7 protein-coding genes are annotated in these 16,023 nt (G+C 50.6%); 1 reads left to right on the forward strand and 6 read right to left on the reverse strand.

All coding sequences use genetic code 11. The features are described from left to right. Window positions 1-46: 46 nt before the first annotated feature. Together BQ5591_RS18855 and BQ5591_RS18860 are read right to left on the reverse strand one after the other, a co-directional pair. Window positions 47-2,290: a S9 family peptidase gene (locus BQ5591_RS18855; protein ID WP_071150499.1), complete on the reverse strand. Its 2,244-nt coding sequence runs from the start codon at window positions 2,288-2,290 to the stop codon at window positions 47-49. Between the two features lie 150 nt (window positions 2,291-2,440). Further along, complete coding sequence (locus tag BQ5591_RS18860; protein ID WP_071150500.1) at window positions 2,441-5,539, reverse strand: beta-galactosidase, LacZ type; 3,099 nt, start codon at window positions 5,537-5,539, stop codon at window positions 2,441-2,443. A gap of 200 nt (window positions 5,540-5,739) precedes the next feature. Between BQ5591_RS18860 and BQ5591_RS18865 the strand changes: the two genes are divergently transcribed. Then, on the forward strand, window positions 5,740-7,026 hold the full coding sequence (locus BQ5591_RS18865; protein WP_071147970.1) for an IS1380 family transposase: 1,287 nt from the start codon (window positions 5,740-5,742) through the stop codon (window positions 7,024-7,026). A gap of 225 nt (window positions 7,027-7,251) precedes the next feature. Here BQ5591_RS18865 and BQ5591_RS18870 read toward each other — a convergent pair whose 3' ends face one another. The 4 genes from BQ5591_RS18870 to BQ5591_RS18885 all read right to left on the reverse strand — a co-directional run bounded on the left by BQ5591_RS18870 (window position 7,252) and on the right by BQ5591_RS18885 (window position 15,795). Next, window positions 7,252-9,186, reverse strand: a complete 1,935-nt coding sequence (locus tag BQ5591_RS18870) for an alpha-L-arabinofuranosidase C-terminal domain-containing protein (protein ID WP_071150837.1) — start codon at window positions 9,184-9,186, stop codon at window positions 7,252-7,254. 148 nt (window positions 9,187-9,334) lie between these two features. Continuing rightward, complete coding sequence (locus tag BQ5591_RS18875) at window positions 9,335-11,851, reverse strand: alpha-L-arabinofuranosidase C-terminal domain-containing protein (RefSeq protein ID WP_071150501.1); 2,517 nt, start codon at window positions 11,849-11,851, stop codon at window positions 9,335-9,337. 29 nt (window positions 11,852-11,880) lie between these two features. Then, complete coding sequence (locus BQ5591_RS18880) at window positions 11,881-13,824, reverse strand: glycoside hydrolase family 97 protein (protein ID WP_071150502.1); 1,944 nt, start codon at window positions 13,822-13,824, stop codon at window positions 11,881-11,883. 39 nt (window positions 13,825-13,863) lie between these two features. Further along, on the reverse strand, window positions 13,864-15,795 hold the full coding sequence (locus tag BQ5591_RS18885; protein WP_071150503.1) for a glycoside hydrolase family 43 protein: 1,932 nt from the start codon (window positions 15,793-15,795) through the stop codon (window positions 13,864-13,866). Window positions 15,796-16,023: the final 228 nt, after the last annotated feature.

The following is a 16,023-nucleotide window of genomic DNA, read 5'->3' on the forward strand; positions in this document are numbered from 1 at the left end:
CCTTATTTCGAGGTATAGGATTGTGTCATAAATACGAAGAAATGTTTCAAAGTTCGTCCCACGCAGGCGGATTTACCTTGAGCAGGTTCCTTACAAAGAAATCGTAACGTTTGTGCTCGCCGAAATCCTCGCCCATCGTATGTCGTGCTCCGGGAATGACAACCAGTTCAAAGTCTTTGTTCGCCTTGATCAGCGCATTCACCACCTGCATGGTCGAAGCCGGATCTACGTTGTCGTCCATCTCGCCCACTACTAGCATCAGCGGACGGGTCAACAGGTGGGCATTCTCAACGTTTGAGCCTTCCCGATACTGTTCGCCTACAGGATAGCCCAGCCACAGTTCGTTCCACCAGATTTTATCCATGCGGTTATCGTGGCAGCCACAGGCCGAGTAAGCGGCTTTATAGAACTCCGGATGGAACAGTACAGCCGTCATCGACTCCTGTCCACCGGCCGAACAGCCATAGATGCCCACGCGATCGATGTCCATATAAGGATACTTTGCGGCAGCAGCCTTTATCCAAGCTATGTGATCGGGCAGTCCGGCATCCTTCAGGTTCTTGTAGCAGACGTTTTCGAAGCTGCGTGAACGGAACGAAGTACCCATACCGTCCACCATCACCACAATGAAACCCAATTCGGCAATCGAGGTCATGTACCAGTTGTAGGGAGTAAATGTCTTGGGCACATACTGGCTGCCCGGTCCCTGATAGATGTATTCCAGTACCGGATATTTCTTATTGGGGTCGAAGTTCGTAGGTCGGATGATAATGCCCCACATGTCGGTCTTTCCGTCACGTCCCTTTGCCGTAAACACTTCTGGAGCCTTCCAGCCCTCAGCAACAAGACGGCTGATGTCGGCCTGTTCGAGCGGCATCACTACACGACCGTCGGCTGCACTACGCAACACAGCCACCGGAGCTTTATCTACCATCGAATACACATCAACCAGGTAGCGCATATCGTCCGAGAACCAGGCCTGATGCATTCCCTCGTCGGGTGTCAGGCAAGTCAGTCCTGTACCATCGAAACCGATGCGATAATAGCGTATCAGATAGGGGTCTTCGTCGGGCTGTACACCGTTGGCCGAAAAATAAATCTGACGGTTTGCCTCGTCCACCCGCACTACCTGGCGAACATACCATTCGCCTTTCGTTATCTGGTTGACAACTTTTCCCGTTGTACGGTCGTACATGTACAGGTGATTCCAGTTGTCCCGCTCGCTTGCCCAAATGATGTGTTTGCCATCCTGCAAGTCATAACGGTAGCGCAAGGGATAATTCACGTACTTCTCACTGGTTTCCTCAATTAGCGGACGCACTTTTCCAGTTTCGGCCGAAAGCTCCAACACGCGATACACCTGATGTCCACGCTGATTATACTCAAAAGTCACTGCCCGGCTGTCATTGTCCCACTGCGGTCCCCACAAGTCGTACTGGCGATCGAACAGTTCGGTCGAAGGCTGTATGACCTTCCCAGTTTCCACTTCGTAGATACAAGGCACCTTGAAAGGCAGTTCGTCGCCGGGTTTGGCATACTCCTGTTTATGCAAACGGGGTTGCAACTGGTCCTTAGGTGATGATTCTACGTAGTAAACGTAGCGTTTCTCCACAGGCCGTATCTTGCAGGCAGCCACCTTCTTGCTGTCGGGCGACCAGCGAATGTAGGCTGAATAATAATTGCCCAGCGTTCCGTCTATACTAAGCTGACGTTCCTTTCCGGTGGCCTGTTCTTTTACATATATATTATGGTTCTTGATGAAAGCAGTATACTTACCATCCGGCGATACTACCGGAGCAGCCGTTTTCTCATCGTCTACCTCCATCCAGTGACGCTGTTTGCCCGGCGCAGGCACAGCCCCTTGGTCCGTCAGACGATTCTTCCGCACAGCATACATCCACTTGTGTCCGGCAAAAGCAAACCGAAGCGTATCCAGTCCACTGTTTACCGAAAGCCGTTCCAGCGAAAGAGCAGTCGATTCGACTTTCTGCCCGGAAGAAGCAGAAAGAGCTTCGGCCAGCCGTTTATGGTCGAATAAATCTTTACGCGAGCTTTTATCGGCATTTACCAGAACATATATACGTCCTTCAGGCGTACGACGCACATACCAGAAACTGTGAGTCCCGTCTATCCAGCTGGGAACCACGTTGGAGTAATACACTTTGTTAGCACTATATTTCTCCCTCAACGAATAGGCACGGCGATAGTCCTCAGCCGTACCCTGTGCCAGAGCTGTGCCGCAACAGCACATCACCCCGAGCAACCATAAAATTAATCGAAATAACTTCATAGAAAGATACGTTATACATAAAAAAGAGGCACGGATGTTACGGAATGCCACAGAAGTATCAATCAACCATTCTGTGAAATGCCGTATGATCCGTGCCTCAAACTATACGTTAACAGGTGATACGATCTTATTCTGTATCAGAGTCTGCTATTAATAATCCATTTTCACACTGTTGCACACCGGAGTCAGTACAAACGAGAACTCATAGTCTGCATAAGGAACCTGATACTGCGGCAATGGCCATGCTCCCCAGCTGTTTACACAGCCCAAGCCCATCTGTGCTTTATCGATACAGAGGTTGGTCAGGTCAGCTTCTTCCACTTCGGGAGAGTGACGCTGGTCTTTACCCCAACCATCGTCAAGCGATTCGATGGTATAATGCAGTGCAGAAGCCGAGAAAGGTGCGTCGGCTACAATCTGCAAACCACGGTTGGCTGCATTCAACTGCTTCCACCAACGGATATCAGTCTTTGTTCCGTTCTCCTGCGGACGAATGTAAGAATAGAACTGTTCGTCTACCGACTGGCGGTAAATGCCCAGATCGGTGCTATGGTTACGGTCGCTGTAGTTCTCAATCGGACCACGACCATAGTATTCAACTGTCTCGAACGACTTCGGCATCTGCATCTGCATTCCGAAACGGAACATCGGAGATACTTTTGCCTGCGGATCTACTGTCATCTTCTGAGTAACTTTAACAGCTCCCTTGTTATTGATGACATAAGTCAGGTTCAACTTAGCAGATACTTGCTTCATATCATAGTCGGCATATACCACGATCTGTCCGTCCTTGCTTTCCCATTTGAAAGAAATCAGCTTCAGTTCCGGGTTCTTCCATACAGCATATTTATGCTGCAAACCTGCACCCATATCATTATCGGTCGGAGCACGCCAGAAGTTAGGAGTAAGTGCAGCGCCCTCGTTCATCAGTTCCAAACCTGCTACACGGTAGCGGCTCAAGTAACCGCTGTGTTTATTGAATTCCATGCGGAAGTCTTCACCGTTTACAATCAGATAATTCCAATCGTTTTCCTGAACTTGGGGAACAACGGTTTCTACATTGACGGTTTCTACGTTTTTCAGTTCAAGCGCAGGAGCCTTGTAAGCATTCAACACGAGCTGGTCTTTAGCTACAGCATATCCGGCAGGCAATACACCTTCTTTTTGTTTCAGGCGATAAGTCACGTTCAAGAGCCACTCTTTGCACTCACAAACCTTACCCAGGTCAAGCTTAATCTTAGCTGTCTGGTGAGGTGCAACGTTCAGGTTCTCGACACGTCCGCTGCGAACGGCTTTTCCGTTGGCCAATACAACCCACTCCATGTAGTAGGCAGAAAGGTCGCGGAAGAAGTTTTCGTTGTAGACATTGATTTCGCCCTGTGCAAGGTTGGCCGGTGTGGTCCAGATGTTCTGATAGTAGTAACCTACTTCATACATGTGCGGATTGGGCACACGGTCGGGGCTGATAAGTCCGTTGTCGCAGAAGTTGTTGTCGGAAGCATCGAAACGGTTAAAGTCGCCTCCGTAAGCATAGATGGATACGCCATCTTTACCTTTCCAACGTACAGACTGATCGACAAAGTCCCAAATGAAACCACCCTGCAAGTGAGGATATTTGCGGATGAGGTCCCAATATTCCTTGAATCCGCCTTGCGAGTTACCCATAGCGTGTGCATATTCACACTGTATCAACGGCTTTGTCAGATCGTTGCGCTTAGCGTATTCTTCCATATGTCTGTAGTCGGCATACATCGGACAGTAAACATCGGTAAATTCATTACCATGTGCCTGCTCGTACTGTACGGGACGGCTGGTGTCTTCCGACTTGATCCAGCGATAGGCAGCTTCAAAGTTCGGGCCGAAGCCTGCTTCATTACCAAGTGACCAGAAGATGATACTGGGGTGATTGAAGCCACGTTGCACGTTACGCTGGTTACGTTCCATGTGGGCCTTGGCATAATCGGCACGTTTAGCCAGTGTAGATTCACCATATCCCATACCGTGAGATTCGATATTGGCCTCGGCTACTACGTAGATACCGTACTTGTCGCACAGATCGTACCACAGATTGGCATCGGGATAGTGACACGTACGTACAGCATTGATATTGAATTTCTTCATCATCTGGATGTCCTGCAACATACGCTCGGGCGATACGACATATCCGCCATCGGGGTCCATTTCATGACGGTTGGCACCCTTGAACAGCACTGCCTGACCGTTGACCAGAATCTGTCCGTTCTTCTGTTCGATCTTACGGAAACCTACTTTTACGGGAATTACTTCGTTGCTGCCCTGAAGTGTGGCACGCAATGTATATAAATAAGGTGTCTCGGCACTCCACTTATTGGGGTTCTCAACATTGAGCACTGTGGTCGAGCTACCTTTGGCTGTTGCTGTAGCCACTTGCTTACCTGCTGCATCGAGCAGTTCCAGATTGACTGTTCCGCTGCCCTTCAGGTCAAGCTTAACAGACAGAGAACCGTTCTTGTATTCGGCATCAAGGTCGGGAGTGACACGGATGTCCTGAATACGTTTCTTGTCGCGAGCGTAGAAATAACAGTCGCGACCTACACCGCTATAACGGAAGAAGTCCTGATCTTCAAGATAAGTACCGTCGCACCAGCGGAATACCTGGAAAGCAATCAGGTTTTTCTGACCGGGCTTCAGATAAGAAGTCAGGTCGAATTCGGCTTCCAGCTTGCTGTCTTCGCTATAGCCTACGTACTTACCGTTTACCCACAAATACATGTTGGAAGTAACGGAACCGAAGTGTGCAATAATGTCCTTTCCTTTCCACGAAGCGGGAATAACAAATTCGCGACGATACGAACCTACGTGATTATTAGCAGTAGGAACTTCGGGAGGATTGTTTTTGTACTGATTGCGCCAAGCATAGCCTACATTGACGTAAATGGGGTCGCCATAACCGTTCAGTTCCCACATGGCAGGCACTCGCATGTCATCCCAGCCTTTGTCGTTAAAACCGACTTTCCAGAAGTCTGTAGGACGAGCATCGGCATCTTTCACCCAGAAGAACTTCCACAGCCCATTCATGGTCATATAGTTGGAAGACTGCTTCATGTTTTCCTTAGCTGCCGCGTCGGCCGACTCGTAAGCAAAATAGTTGGCGTGCATCGGAGCACGGTTCACTGCATTCACCTGCGGATCCTGCCATTCCTTGAAAGACTGTGCACTGCCGCTCACGGCCAAGGCGGCAAACAGTCCTGTAATAAGTTGTTTCTTCATGATATAATTTTTTATGTTTGTAGCAGCATGGAGTGTTTTTCTTTCCACGCCGCTACAAAGATAACCTAAATTCCGCAGCATTTTAGTTTAACTTATTTTATAAGTACCTGAGCAACAAAAAGTTGCTCAGGATTTTGCCATGTCAGATTTTTCACCTATCTTAGTGTTGCAAATCAAAATATGTATCAAACCCGACAGACATGGCAAAGGTAGCAATAAAATCTGAGAAACTCTCTCCTTTTGGAGGAATTTTTTCAATAATGGAGCAATTTGACTCCAATCTCTCATCTGTAATCGACTCAACCCTCGGTATGAGATGTAGGCTGTATGGTTATCAATACAGCGAAATCATCCGTTCGCTTATGAGCGTTTATTTCTGTGGCGGCTCATGCATAGAGGATGTCACCACTCATCTGATGTATCACCTCTCGCTTCATCCGACACTTCGCACATGCAGTGCCGACACGATTCTCAGAGCCATAAAGGAACTGACCCAGGATAACATTTCCTACACATCCGACACTGGCAAGACCTACGACTTAAACACGGCAGACATGCTGAATACACTGCTCCTCAATTGCCTATTGTCCACAGGGCAGCTGAAAGATGGCGAGGGGTATGACGTTGACTTCGACCACCAGTTCATAGAGGCTGAGAAGTTTGATGCGAAACCCACATACAAGAAGTTTCTCGGATACCGTCCTGGCGTGGCGGTTATTGGCGACTTGATTGTCGGCATTGAGAACAGCGACGGCAACACAAATGTCCGTTTCCACCAGAAGGACACGCTGAAGAGGTTCTTTGAAAGGTTTGAAAAGAACAAGCTTATGATCAACCGTTTCAGAGCTGATTGCGGCTCGTGTTCTGAAGAGATAGTGGAAGAGATTGCTAAACACTGCAAGACCTTCTATATCCGTGCCAACCGATGCAGTTCGCTCTACAATGACATCTTTGCCCTCAGAGGTTGGAAGAAAGTGGAATTGGGCGGCATTGAGTTTGAGCTGGCCTCCATTCTCATCGAGAAATGGAAAGGGAAGGCATACCGTCTTGTGATTCAAAGACAGAAGCGGATAGACGGCGAACTCGACCTGTGGGAAGGAGAATACACCTACCGCTGCATCCTTACAAATGACTACGAGTCTTCCGAGAAAGAGATTGTCGAATTCTATAACCTCCGTGGAGGGAAGGAACGCATCTTCGATGACATGAATAACGGATTCGGCTGGAACAGGCTTCCAAAATCCTTCATGGGAGAAAACACGGTGTTTCTTCTGCTTACGGCACTCATACGCAACTTCTATAAATTCATCATGGCGAGGCTTGACGTGAAGAGGTTCGGACTCAAAGCAACAAGCCGCATCAAGGCGTTTGTCTTCAAGTTCATCTCTGTGCCAGCCAAATGGGTCAGGACATCAAGGCAGTATGTGCTGAATATCTATTCATGCAACAACGCTTATGCTGATGTGTTCCAGAATGACTTTGGATGACACCGACAACTTATGGTCGTGATTTTGCGTATTGCCTCAAGTCGCATGGTGGGGTAAGGGGATTTAATGCGTCTTTGTGGCGATTTTTGCTGCGTTGCACCCTCTTTTGCCACAGTGTCGCTACCTTTTTGACCTCTGTGTCATCTTATGAGGGCGGTTGCGGATTTGAGGGATAAGGGAAATGCTGTTACAAACAGGAAAAATATGTTTCAAAATAGGGGCAATTTAATTCAATTGCAAACGATAGACCCCAAAAAAGTGTTCCGGAAGCTGCAATTCGAGCGTCTGACCTTTCACTTGTACCGGACGAACGCGCGGAACAAGTGTTTCCTGTTCCAGTGTATTGACCGTCTTCAAGTCGCCGTCGTGCAGATAAGTGCAAGTACCCGAAACGAGCTGACGCTTCTTCAAACCGGTAAAGTCTATCTTCACCTCGGCAGGATGACTTGCCACATTCACCAACTTGACGATGATTTCGCCTGTCGGTTCGTCCCAAGCCGCTGTCGCGTAAAGGCTGTCCTGCCCGGTGACGGGCTTGCCGTCCATCTGCAACTTCAGCACATCGGTTCCGGTATTCATGCCGTACATCTGCTGCACGTAGTAGTTGGGGGTGCGCATCATACGCAGGTTGTCGAACCAGATAAGGTCCGGATTCCACTGCCAGGCATCCACGTGTGCAAACAACGGAGCGTAAGTGGCCAGATGAACCACGTCGGCATTGCGTTCCAGTCCGGTCATGAAGGCTGCTTCGGAAAGTGCGGCATACAGATTGTTAGCCTTACCGCTGGCATGGTCGTGTGCGGCATATTCGCCGGCAAACACTTTCGGACCTTTACGGTCGTAACTGTCGTAACGGGCTGCGTTGGTCAGGAACCAATCGGGAGCCATGTAATAGTGTTCGTCCACCAGATCGACACCGATACGCTTCATTTCGGGCCACAGATAGTCGAACTGTTCGCCACCTGCACTGGGGCCGGAAGAGCCAACAACCTTAATGTCGGGATACTTGGCACGGATGGCTTTCGTAAAGACTTCGAGCCGTTCGGGATAGACTTCGCCCCACTGCTCGTTGCCGACGGCAATCATTTTCAGGTTGAAGGGAGCAGGGTGGCCCATGTCAGCACGTACCTTACCCCAGGTGGTATTCACATCACCGTTGGCAAACTCTATCAGGTCAAGCGCATCCTGCACGTAGGGATCAAGCTGGTCGAGGGAAACGATTTCGTTGCTCTCGTACTGGCACGAAAGGCCACAGCTCACTACCGGAAGCGGTTCGGCACCGATATCCTCGCTCAGCAGGAAGTATTCGTAGAAGCCCAGACCCAGGCTTTGGAAATAGTCGGGGAAAGCCTTGTGCTTGAATGTATAGTTCCAGCGGTTCTCGTTCAGCGGACGGTTTTCGACCGGACCGACCGAGTTCTTCCACTGATAGCGCGTAGCCAGACTGTTACCCTCGATGATACATCCACCGGGGAAACGGAAGACACCCGGATTCAGGTCGTACAGTGCCTGTACCAGATCGGCACGCAAACCGTTTTCACGTTGCTTCCAAGTATTAACCGGGAAGAGGGAGATATGGTCCAAATCGACCGTACCTTTGCTCTGCACCACAATGCGTAGGCGCGAATGAGCATCGGTAAAGGAAGACTTCAGCACGACTGCTACCTTCTGCCACTCCTGTCCCTTGATTTCGATTTCCTTCTTTACGGGGTTTTCAGCATTGGAGTTGACCAGCTCGACAGACAACTTCACCGGCGTAGCATCGGGTGTGCGGGCATAGACCGAGAAGCGGTATTCCTCGCCCTGCTTCAGGCCGATGCCACGGTAGCCTTCATTATCGATGCCGGCACGCAGCAGGCGACCGTCGTTGACAATACGGATGTAGTGCGGATTGCGGTCGAAGCAAGGTTTCTCGTCTTCTACCGTTACTTGTCCGAAGGGAACCCACCCAACAAACGGTTGCGGGAACTCGAACGAACGGTTCTTCACCAGTTCGGCATACAAGCCTCCGTCGGCTCCGAAATTGATGTCCTCGAAAAAGACACCGTACATGGTAGGCTGTATCTTGGCTGTCGGTTTGGCGACATCCACCGTCATTGTGTGCTGAGCCTGTACGCCCAAAGCCAATGACAAAGCTAATAATGCAGTCAATCGTTTCATTTTCTTTATATTAAGTTTCGGTTGTTCATTCTGTAAAAGCACGTTTTGCAAGGGGCGTGAGCCGTGCAAGTGTTGCTCGCGAGCCGTACAAGTGTCCTACAAAAGGGGGACAAATGCCCCCTTTTTGCCTGTTGCGGACACATCTTTATTATTTCTTTTCCAGATTCTGGTGGATTCTGATTACCGTGAACGAATAGGCAGGCATGCTGTAAGCAAAATCGCTGCCCGTCAGTTCGAAGTCGGAAGTCACGGGACGCGCCGTCTTATCCTTCGGATCGCCCGTCAGGACGGTCTTCACAGCAGTAGGAGCTGTCAGCGTCACGCCATCCAGCTTCACTTTCGAATTTACTTCGACGGGAAGCATGTTAACCAGCTTCACGATGTAGTCGCCCGTTGCGTTGTCCTTCACCACCGATACGCCGACACGCTTCTTCACACCGTCCTGCCAGTTGTTCAGCTGCACAGTCGAGGTGATGTATTCGTCTCCGGCATTCTGTCCGTACATCTGTTGGGTATAGTAACCCACGGTAGGTTTCACTTCCGTATTGTTGAAGTAGATCAGGTCCGGATTCCATTGCGTATGTCCCTCTTTGGCCAGCAGAGGCGCATACGAAGTCATGGTCACCACGTCAGCGTTGCGTTCCACGCCTGTCAGGTAGAGGGCTTCGGCCAATGCAGTCTCGATGTTGTTGGGACGTCCCGGTAAATGAGCTGCATACTCGCCCAGATATACCTTCGACTTGCTGCGGTCGTAACGGTCGTAATAGTCCTGATTGTGAATCAGCCAGCCCGGAGCCACGTAATAGTGTTCGTCCACCATCGGAATATCCAGTTTGGAAGCCAGCTTCCAGCCTTCATCATAGTCGGTACCTTCGTAGAAGGGGCCTACCGTACCAATGACAGTAATGTCGGGGTACTTAGCACGCACGGCATTGTATATCATGGTAAAGCGTTCCTCGAACACGTCGGTAATCAGGTCTTCGTTTCCAATCCCGATGTATTTCAGTCCGAAGGGTTTCGGATGTCCGGCTTCGGCACGCTTCCGTCCCCACTCCGTCTTCTTGGCATCGCCGTTGGCATATTCTATCAGGTCGAGCACGTCCTGCACGTAGGCATCCATTTCCTCCATCGGAACACCGCCCTGCTGTCCGCTGCATCCCAGTTCGCCTTTCGAATGATGGCTGCATGTACCCGAATTCTGGCAAGGCACACCTGCGGCCAAAACCGGTACCGGCTCTGCGCCAATGTCTTCGCAGAACTGGAAGTATTCGAAGTAGCCCAGTCCGCGCGTCTGATGATAGCCCCACAGATTGCGCAAAGGCTTGCGGGCTTCCAGCGGACCGATGGAGCCTTTCCAGTCGTAGATGTTGTCTACACCGTCGCCGTGTGCCACACATCCGCCAGGGAAGCGGACAAAACGCGGCTTCAGGTCGGCCAATGTTTGCGCCAAATCGGCACGCAGACCGTTCTTCCGCCCTTTGAATGTATTTTGCGGGAACAAGGAAACCATGTCCAGATGATAAGTACCAGCTGACAGAGGTTCGAGCGACAACACACCGGCACGTACGTCGGCCGTTACTTTCAGTACACCTTTCAGCTGCTTCCAGTCTTTCGACGAAACGTTTACAGTTGTCCGTGCTGCTTCATTGCCCTTCTCGTCGAGCAGGCGTACCACAAACTTGCCGCCTTTACTGCCCTGCGCCACACGGGCAAAGAGAGAGAGGTCGTACTTCTCGCCCTGCTTCAGGGCAATGCCGTCGTAACCGCTGTTCTGCAAAGAAGCACCCGCCTGCTTCACGTCGAGTACGGCATAGTGGGCATTGTTCGCATGGATGGGATCATCGGTTGCAATGGCCAGGCTGGCAGCCGCATCGCCTCCCTGCACTGTCCAGGCATAGCTGTGATCCCAGCGCTGATGGGCTTTATCTTTCTCCGAGTATTCAAAGTCGCGGTTCTGTACCAATTCGGCATACAGTCCGCCGTCGGCTCCGTAGTTGATGTCTTCAAAGAAGATACCGATGAGATGCTCGCTGATAGCTTTCTTCTGATCGGTCTGTACGGTAATGGTGGCCTCAACGGGCTTCAGTCCGGCAAAACGGACAGCATCCTGTTCGGTGCGTTCGTCGTAAAGCATGCCACGGAAGTTCTTGTGATCGGCATAGCGTTGCATTTCTTCGATCAAAGCATAGGGCACGCGTTGTACGTAGCCGCTTTCTTCCCGTCCGCCGATTGTAGCCTTTGCCTCGGCAACAGGAAATGTCTCGGCCGGAACATGCTGGGCGCGTTCGGCAGGCACAAAATAACTCTGACGCTCCCACTTCAGCAAGTCGGACGAAGCGGCATGTGCCACTACCTGACCGCTTTGGGTGGCCTCCCACGTGCAGTGCCATTTTCCATCGGCTTTACCCTGCACCAGACGGGGACGGAACATCTTCTTTCCACTACCCCACGGGCCGAAGTCCGACCTTACATAATTATAACCTCCAGCCACCGGCGTCCAGTACTGACGGTCGCCACTCCAGGCAAATTTCAAGCCACTTTGACCGTTGGCATCAGCATACGAAAAGAGGTATACCGAGTCGGGCACATTGGCTACTCCTGTGATTCCGGCATGCAGGGAAACGCTTCCCATAGCCAGAAGACATGAAAATAAAATCTTCTTCATTTTTCAAATGGTATCAGTTTATCAGATTATTACATGCAAATGATTCCTCCTTGCGGCGCGATGGTTACTTCGGCCACGGAACCTTTCTTCAGTTTCAGTTCTTTCTGCACCGGTGCCAGTTGTTTGTCGTCCGTGTAGAAAGAAACTGTTTTGCGGCCTTCGAACATCGGCAACGATAACTTCAGCTTCAGCGGTTCTTGTGTGGCATTGATACCAGCCACGTACCACGCATCACCATGACGGCGTGCCAACACAACGTACTTACCCGGATAACCATCGATGAAGCGGACTTCATCCCACGTAGTAGGCACCTGCTTCATAAAGTCGATGCACAGCTGCGGAGCATCTGTCAGATTGTTGGGAGCCAATGCAAAGTTCTGGATCGGATTCTGGAACAGCACGGCAGTAGCCAGCTGGAAGACATCGGTCGTGCGACGGGTAGTACCACCGTCGTTACCACGATTCAGACGTTTGTTGAGGAACGTACCGCCAAACTCCATGCAACCTACCGTATTGCGGATAAACGGATGCAAGCAGGCATTAAATGCCTCGTTATCGCAGAAATGTTGGTTGAATATCAGGTTCTCAGAAGCCAGTACCGCTTCGCTACCCACATAGTTAGGATACATACGCTCCCATCCACGGGGCAAGGTGCAGCCGTGGAAGATAACCATCAGTCCGTGGTCGTCTGCATCGCTCAGCAAGTCTTCGTACAGACGCATCGTTTCCTGTTTGTCACCGCCCCAGAAGTCTACCTTGATACCTTTCACTCCCTGGCTCTGCATCCAGCGCATCTCCTGTTTGCGAAGAATAGCGTTGTCCATTCGATTGATAGGTCCTTGTTCGATGTCGTTCCAATAACCGCTGGAGCTGTACCACAGGAATACATCAACTTTTTTGCTATGAGCATATTTGATCAGGTCTTCCATCCGTTCGCGACCGATATAGGTATCCCACCAGTTATCTATCAGCACGTATTCGTAGCCCATTGCTGCAGCCAGGTCGATGTAGCGGACCTGATCGTCGTAATTGATACTGCCATCCTGCCACAGAATCCAGCTCCAGGTGCCACGGCCCATGCGATAGTCGTGCTGCGTGGCGTAGCGCGGCTCCACCACATCCCAAGGAACGGTAGTCTCGACAATCGGTTTCAGGCTTTCGCCCACAGTAATCGTGCGCCAGGGAGTGCTGCCGGGCAGGGAAAAAGCAGGTTCGGCAGTACCGTTGCCATTGTTCTCCTCGGGCATAGGGAAAGCAATCTGATACATGCCATCCTTGAAGTCGCCCAGACGGGAACCGCAATAACGACTGTCCACACCCGTCTCGCTGAGCAATACCCAGCCGTCTTCGCCCACACGGAACAGACAGGGGAATGTATAACCGTGACCATACTGCGAACGTACATCCATCGGCGCATCGGCTTTATACTCTTCTTCGTAACTGGGCTTGGTACGTTTCCAGCCAATCATGGCATCACTCTGCGGACAGAGGAATGTTGTGGTCTGTTCGGGGAAGCGGAATCCGGTGGCTTCGGACATGACGCGCACACTGCCCGTACCGTTCTGTCGGGGAAGCGTATAGCGGAAAGCGACATCGTTGTTGCTGACGCGGAAAGTGACCGACATCTTCTTTCCTTCAGCTGTCTCGAATGAACAGACCAACTGATTGGCCTGATAATGAATGTTTGAAGCCTTGATGCGCGACTGCTGATAAACGGTGTCGATGGCCGTTGTTGAATGTCCGGTCAGTTTCAGTTGTCCGGCAAAATCGCCCATATTGGTTTTCAGCCCCAAAGGAGAGTCGAGCAGCATCACTTTGCCGTTGTAGGTTACGGAATACGAAGCACCTTTGTCTCCCGAACAATTGACAGCAAGCTGCAACTTACCGTCGGGGCCGGCTACCGTCGCATCTTGTGCAACTACCGGCAAAGTTGCCATACACAGGAAAAGAGCCGGTATCAGTTTTAGTTTCATGGTATAAAATATTATGTTTGTTTGTGATTTGGATAATGTTTAAAAAGTGGGCACTACCGGTTGAATGGTACCGTCGTCGTTGAACTGCAGACGATCGATGCACACTTCACGGTGTACGCCCGGGGCATCTTTGAGATACCATTTATTAATACGATGATAAACGATCATCCACTCATCAGTACCGGGAATTTGCAGTACGGAATTATGGGCGGTACCGTAAATCTGCTGTTCGGGATTCTGCTTCAGCACAACGGGCTGCGCTGCGACTTCGATGGGACCCAAGGGCGACTTGGATGTGCCGTAAGCCACATGATAGTTGGGCGAACCCGTATCGTCAACCGACCACATGAAATAATACAGTCCGTTGCGATAGAACACGTAAGGAGCTTCGCGATAGGCATAGTCCTGCAACGTACCACCTTTGGGGGTCATCACGGTGAGGGTTTTCTTCTTGATGGATACCATGTCTTTGTTCAGTTCGGCTCCGGCCATGTAGCCGTTGCCCCAATACAGGTAAGTCTTGCCCGAAACGGGGTCGGTGAACACATCTACATCAATCTGCTGGCCACCACCCACGGGCGACTCGGTGATAATGGGATGACCCAGATCGACAAACGGGCCTGTGGGCGAGTCGGCCACGGCTACGCCGATCTGCTTGCCCTGACCGTTCTTGGGATTACCGCTGTAATAGAAGTAGTACTTATACTTACCCTTCACCAGTTTTTCTTCGATGCAGGGTGCCCAGGCGTTACCGTTGGCCCAGGGAACCTGTTCAGATTTCAAATCGAGAATGACGCCCTCATACGTCCAGTGTTTGAGATCATCCGACGAATAGGCTGTGAAGTACCAGCCTCCCCAACCCGGCTGTCCGTCGGTGGTGGAGTAGATGTAGTATTTCTTCGTCTGATGCGAGTAAACGATTTCGGGATCGGCATGGAAGCCTGGCAACACGGGGTTGTTGGGAAGCTGTCCCAACTCGGCAGGCTTGCCCCACTTCTCGGTGATGCGCAATAGTTCGTCGCGAGTGATGGGGATGATGGTACCATGACGCGGGTGAAAGTTCATCTTCACGTCGTTATCTATCACCTTGAAGTTTTTCAGATCGGTAGTTTCGGTGAACTGGTAACGGCCTTTCATATAGACGTCGTACATCAGGATGTACTTGTCCTGCCCTATCAGTTTGAAGGTTCCTGCGCCTTCGACAGCATCGGTGGTCTGCTGCTTGTAGTCGGGCTCTTCGGTCCACTGTCCAGAAGTCAGCGAACGGGTAGTGGCCACTTTAATGCCGTTGCCGTGTCCCTCGGTCTTGTAGAACAGGTGGAACACGCCATCCTTATACACAATGTCACCATCGATGCACGACTTGCGGTTCTCGGGCAAGAAGAGGACTTTGGGCTCGCCTTCCAAGTCGGTGAAATCGTCGTTGGCATAGGCATAATAGATAACGTCCGGACCGCCTGCATACTGCATGGACCAGTAGACCATGTATTTTCCGGCTTCCGGATCGAAGATGGTCTGCGGCGCCCATACGCGCTTCAGCGACTCCTGACCTTCGTACTTCTTCTGCATGTTGATGACGGTATGAGTCCAGTTGACCAAATCGTTGGACTTAAGCAGCACCATGGCGCGGTTGGAGTCCCAGCCGTTGGCCGATACCATATCGGTCAGTACCATATAGAACGTTTTGCCGTCCTCGCCACGAAGGATGTGAGGATCGCGCACGCCGCCCGTCGAACTGATAACTTTGGAATCGAGCACCGGCTTGCCACCGTTGAGTGCCCAATAAGAATATCCGTCCATGCTGACGGCATAGCATACGGCCTCTTCACTGATGTGATTGCCGGTGAAATAAGTGAATAAATAAGCTACATAATCTTTTTCCTGAACTTCTTTCTGCTGGGAAAAAGCAGACAAAACTACTGAGAAAATCAGACTGATTGCTACTGCAATGGATTTAAAAGTGCTTCTCATGGTTACGACGCTTTTGTTAAGTGGATTTTTTACATTTTTATTTGGTGTCAAAAATACACAATCAGACAGACATATGCAACTACAAATCAATCAAAATGGGGGCAGAAATGGTTCATTTGGCATAAAAATCTGTCGTACCCCATGCACAAGCCTGTCAGACGAGTCAAATAGTACCGTTTTTTTCTTCTGGCATGCCCATCGTCCTCGCCCTGACTTTCTACCGAAATC

It is taken from the genome of Bacteroides ndongoniae, assembly GCF_900108345.1.
Lineage (GTDB): Bacteria > Bacteroidota > Bacteroidia > Bacteroidales > Bacteroidaceae > Bacteroides > Bacteroides ndongoniae.

Bases quoted from the DNA above. Each gene is read 5' to 3' on its own strand.
- BQ5591_RS18855 (WP_071150499.1), bottom strand. From the start codon at position 2,290: ATGAAGTTATTTCGATTAATTTTATGGTTGCTCGGGGTGATGTGCTGT.
- BQ5591_RS18860 (WP_071150500.1), bottom strand. From the start codon at position 5,539: ATGAAGAAACAACTTATTACAGGACTGTTTGCCGCCTTGGCCGTGAGC.
- BQ5591_RS18865 (WP_071147970.1), top strand. From the start codon at position 5,740: ATGGCAAAGGTAGCAATAAAATCTGAGAAACTCTCTCCTTTTGGAGGA.
- BQ5591_RS18870 (WP_071150837.1), bottom strand. From the start codon at position 9,186: ATGAAACGATTGACTGCATTATTAGCTTTGTCATTGGCTTTGGGCGTA.
- BQ5591_RS18875 (WP_071150501.1), bottom strand. From the start codon at position 11,851: ATGAAGAAGATTTTATTTTCATGTCTTCTGGCTATGGGAAGCGTTTCC.
- BQ5591_RS18880 (WP_071150502.1), bottom strand. From the start codon at position 13,824: ATGAAACTAAAACTGATACCGGCTCTTTTCCTGTGTATGGCAACTTTG.
- BQ5591_RS18885 (WP_071150503.1), bottom strand. From the start codon at position 15,795: ATGAGAAGCACTTTTAAATCCATTGCAGTAGCAATCAGTCTGATTTTC.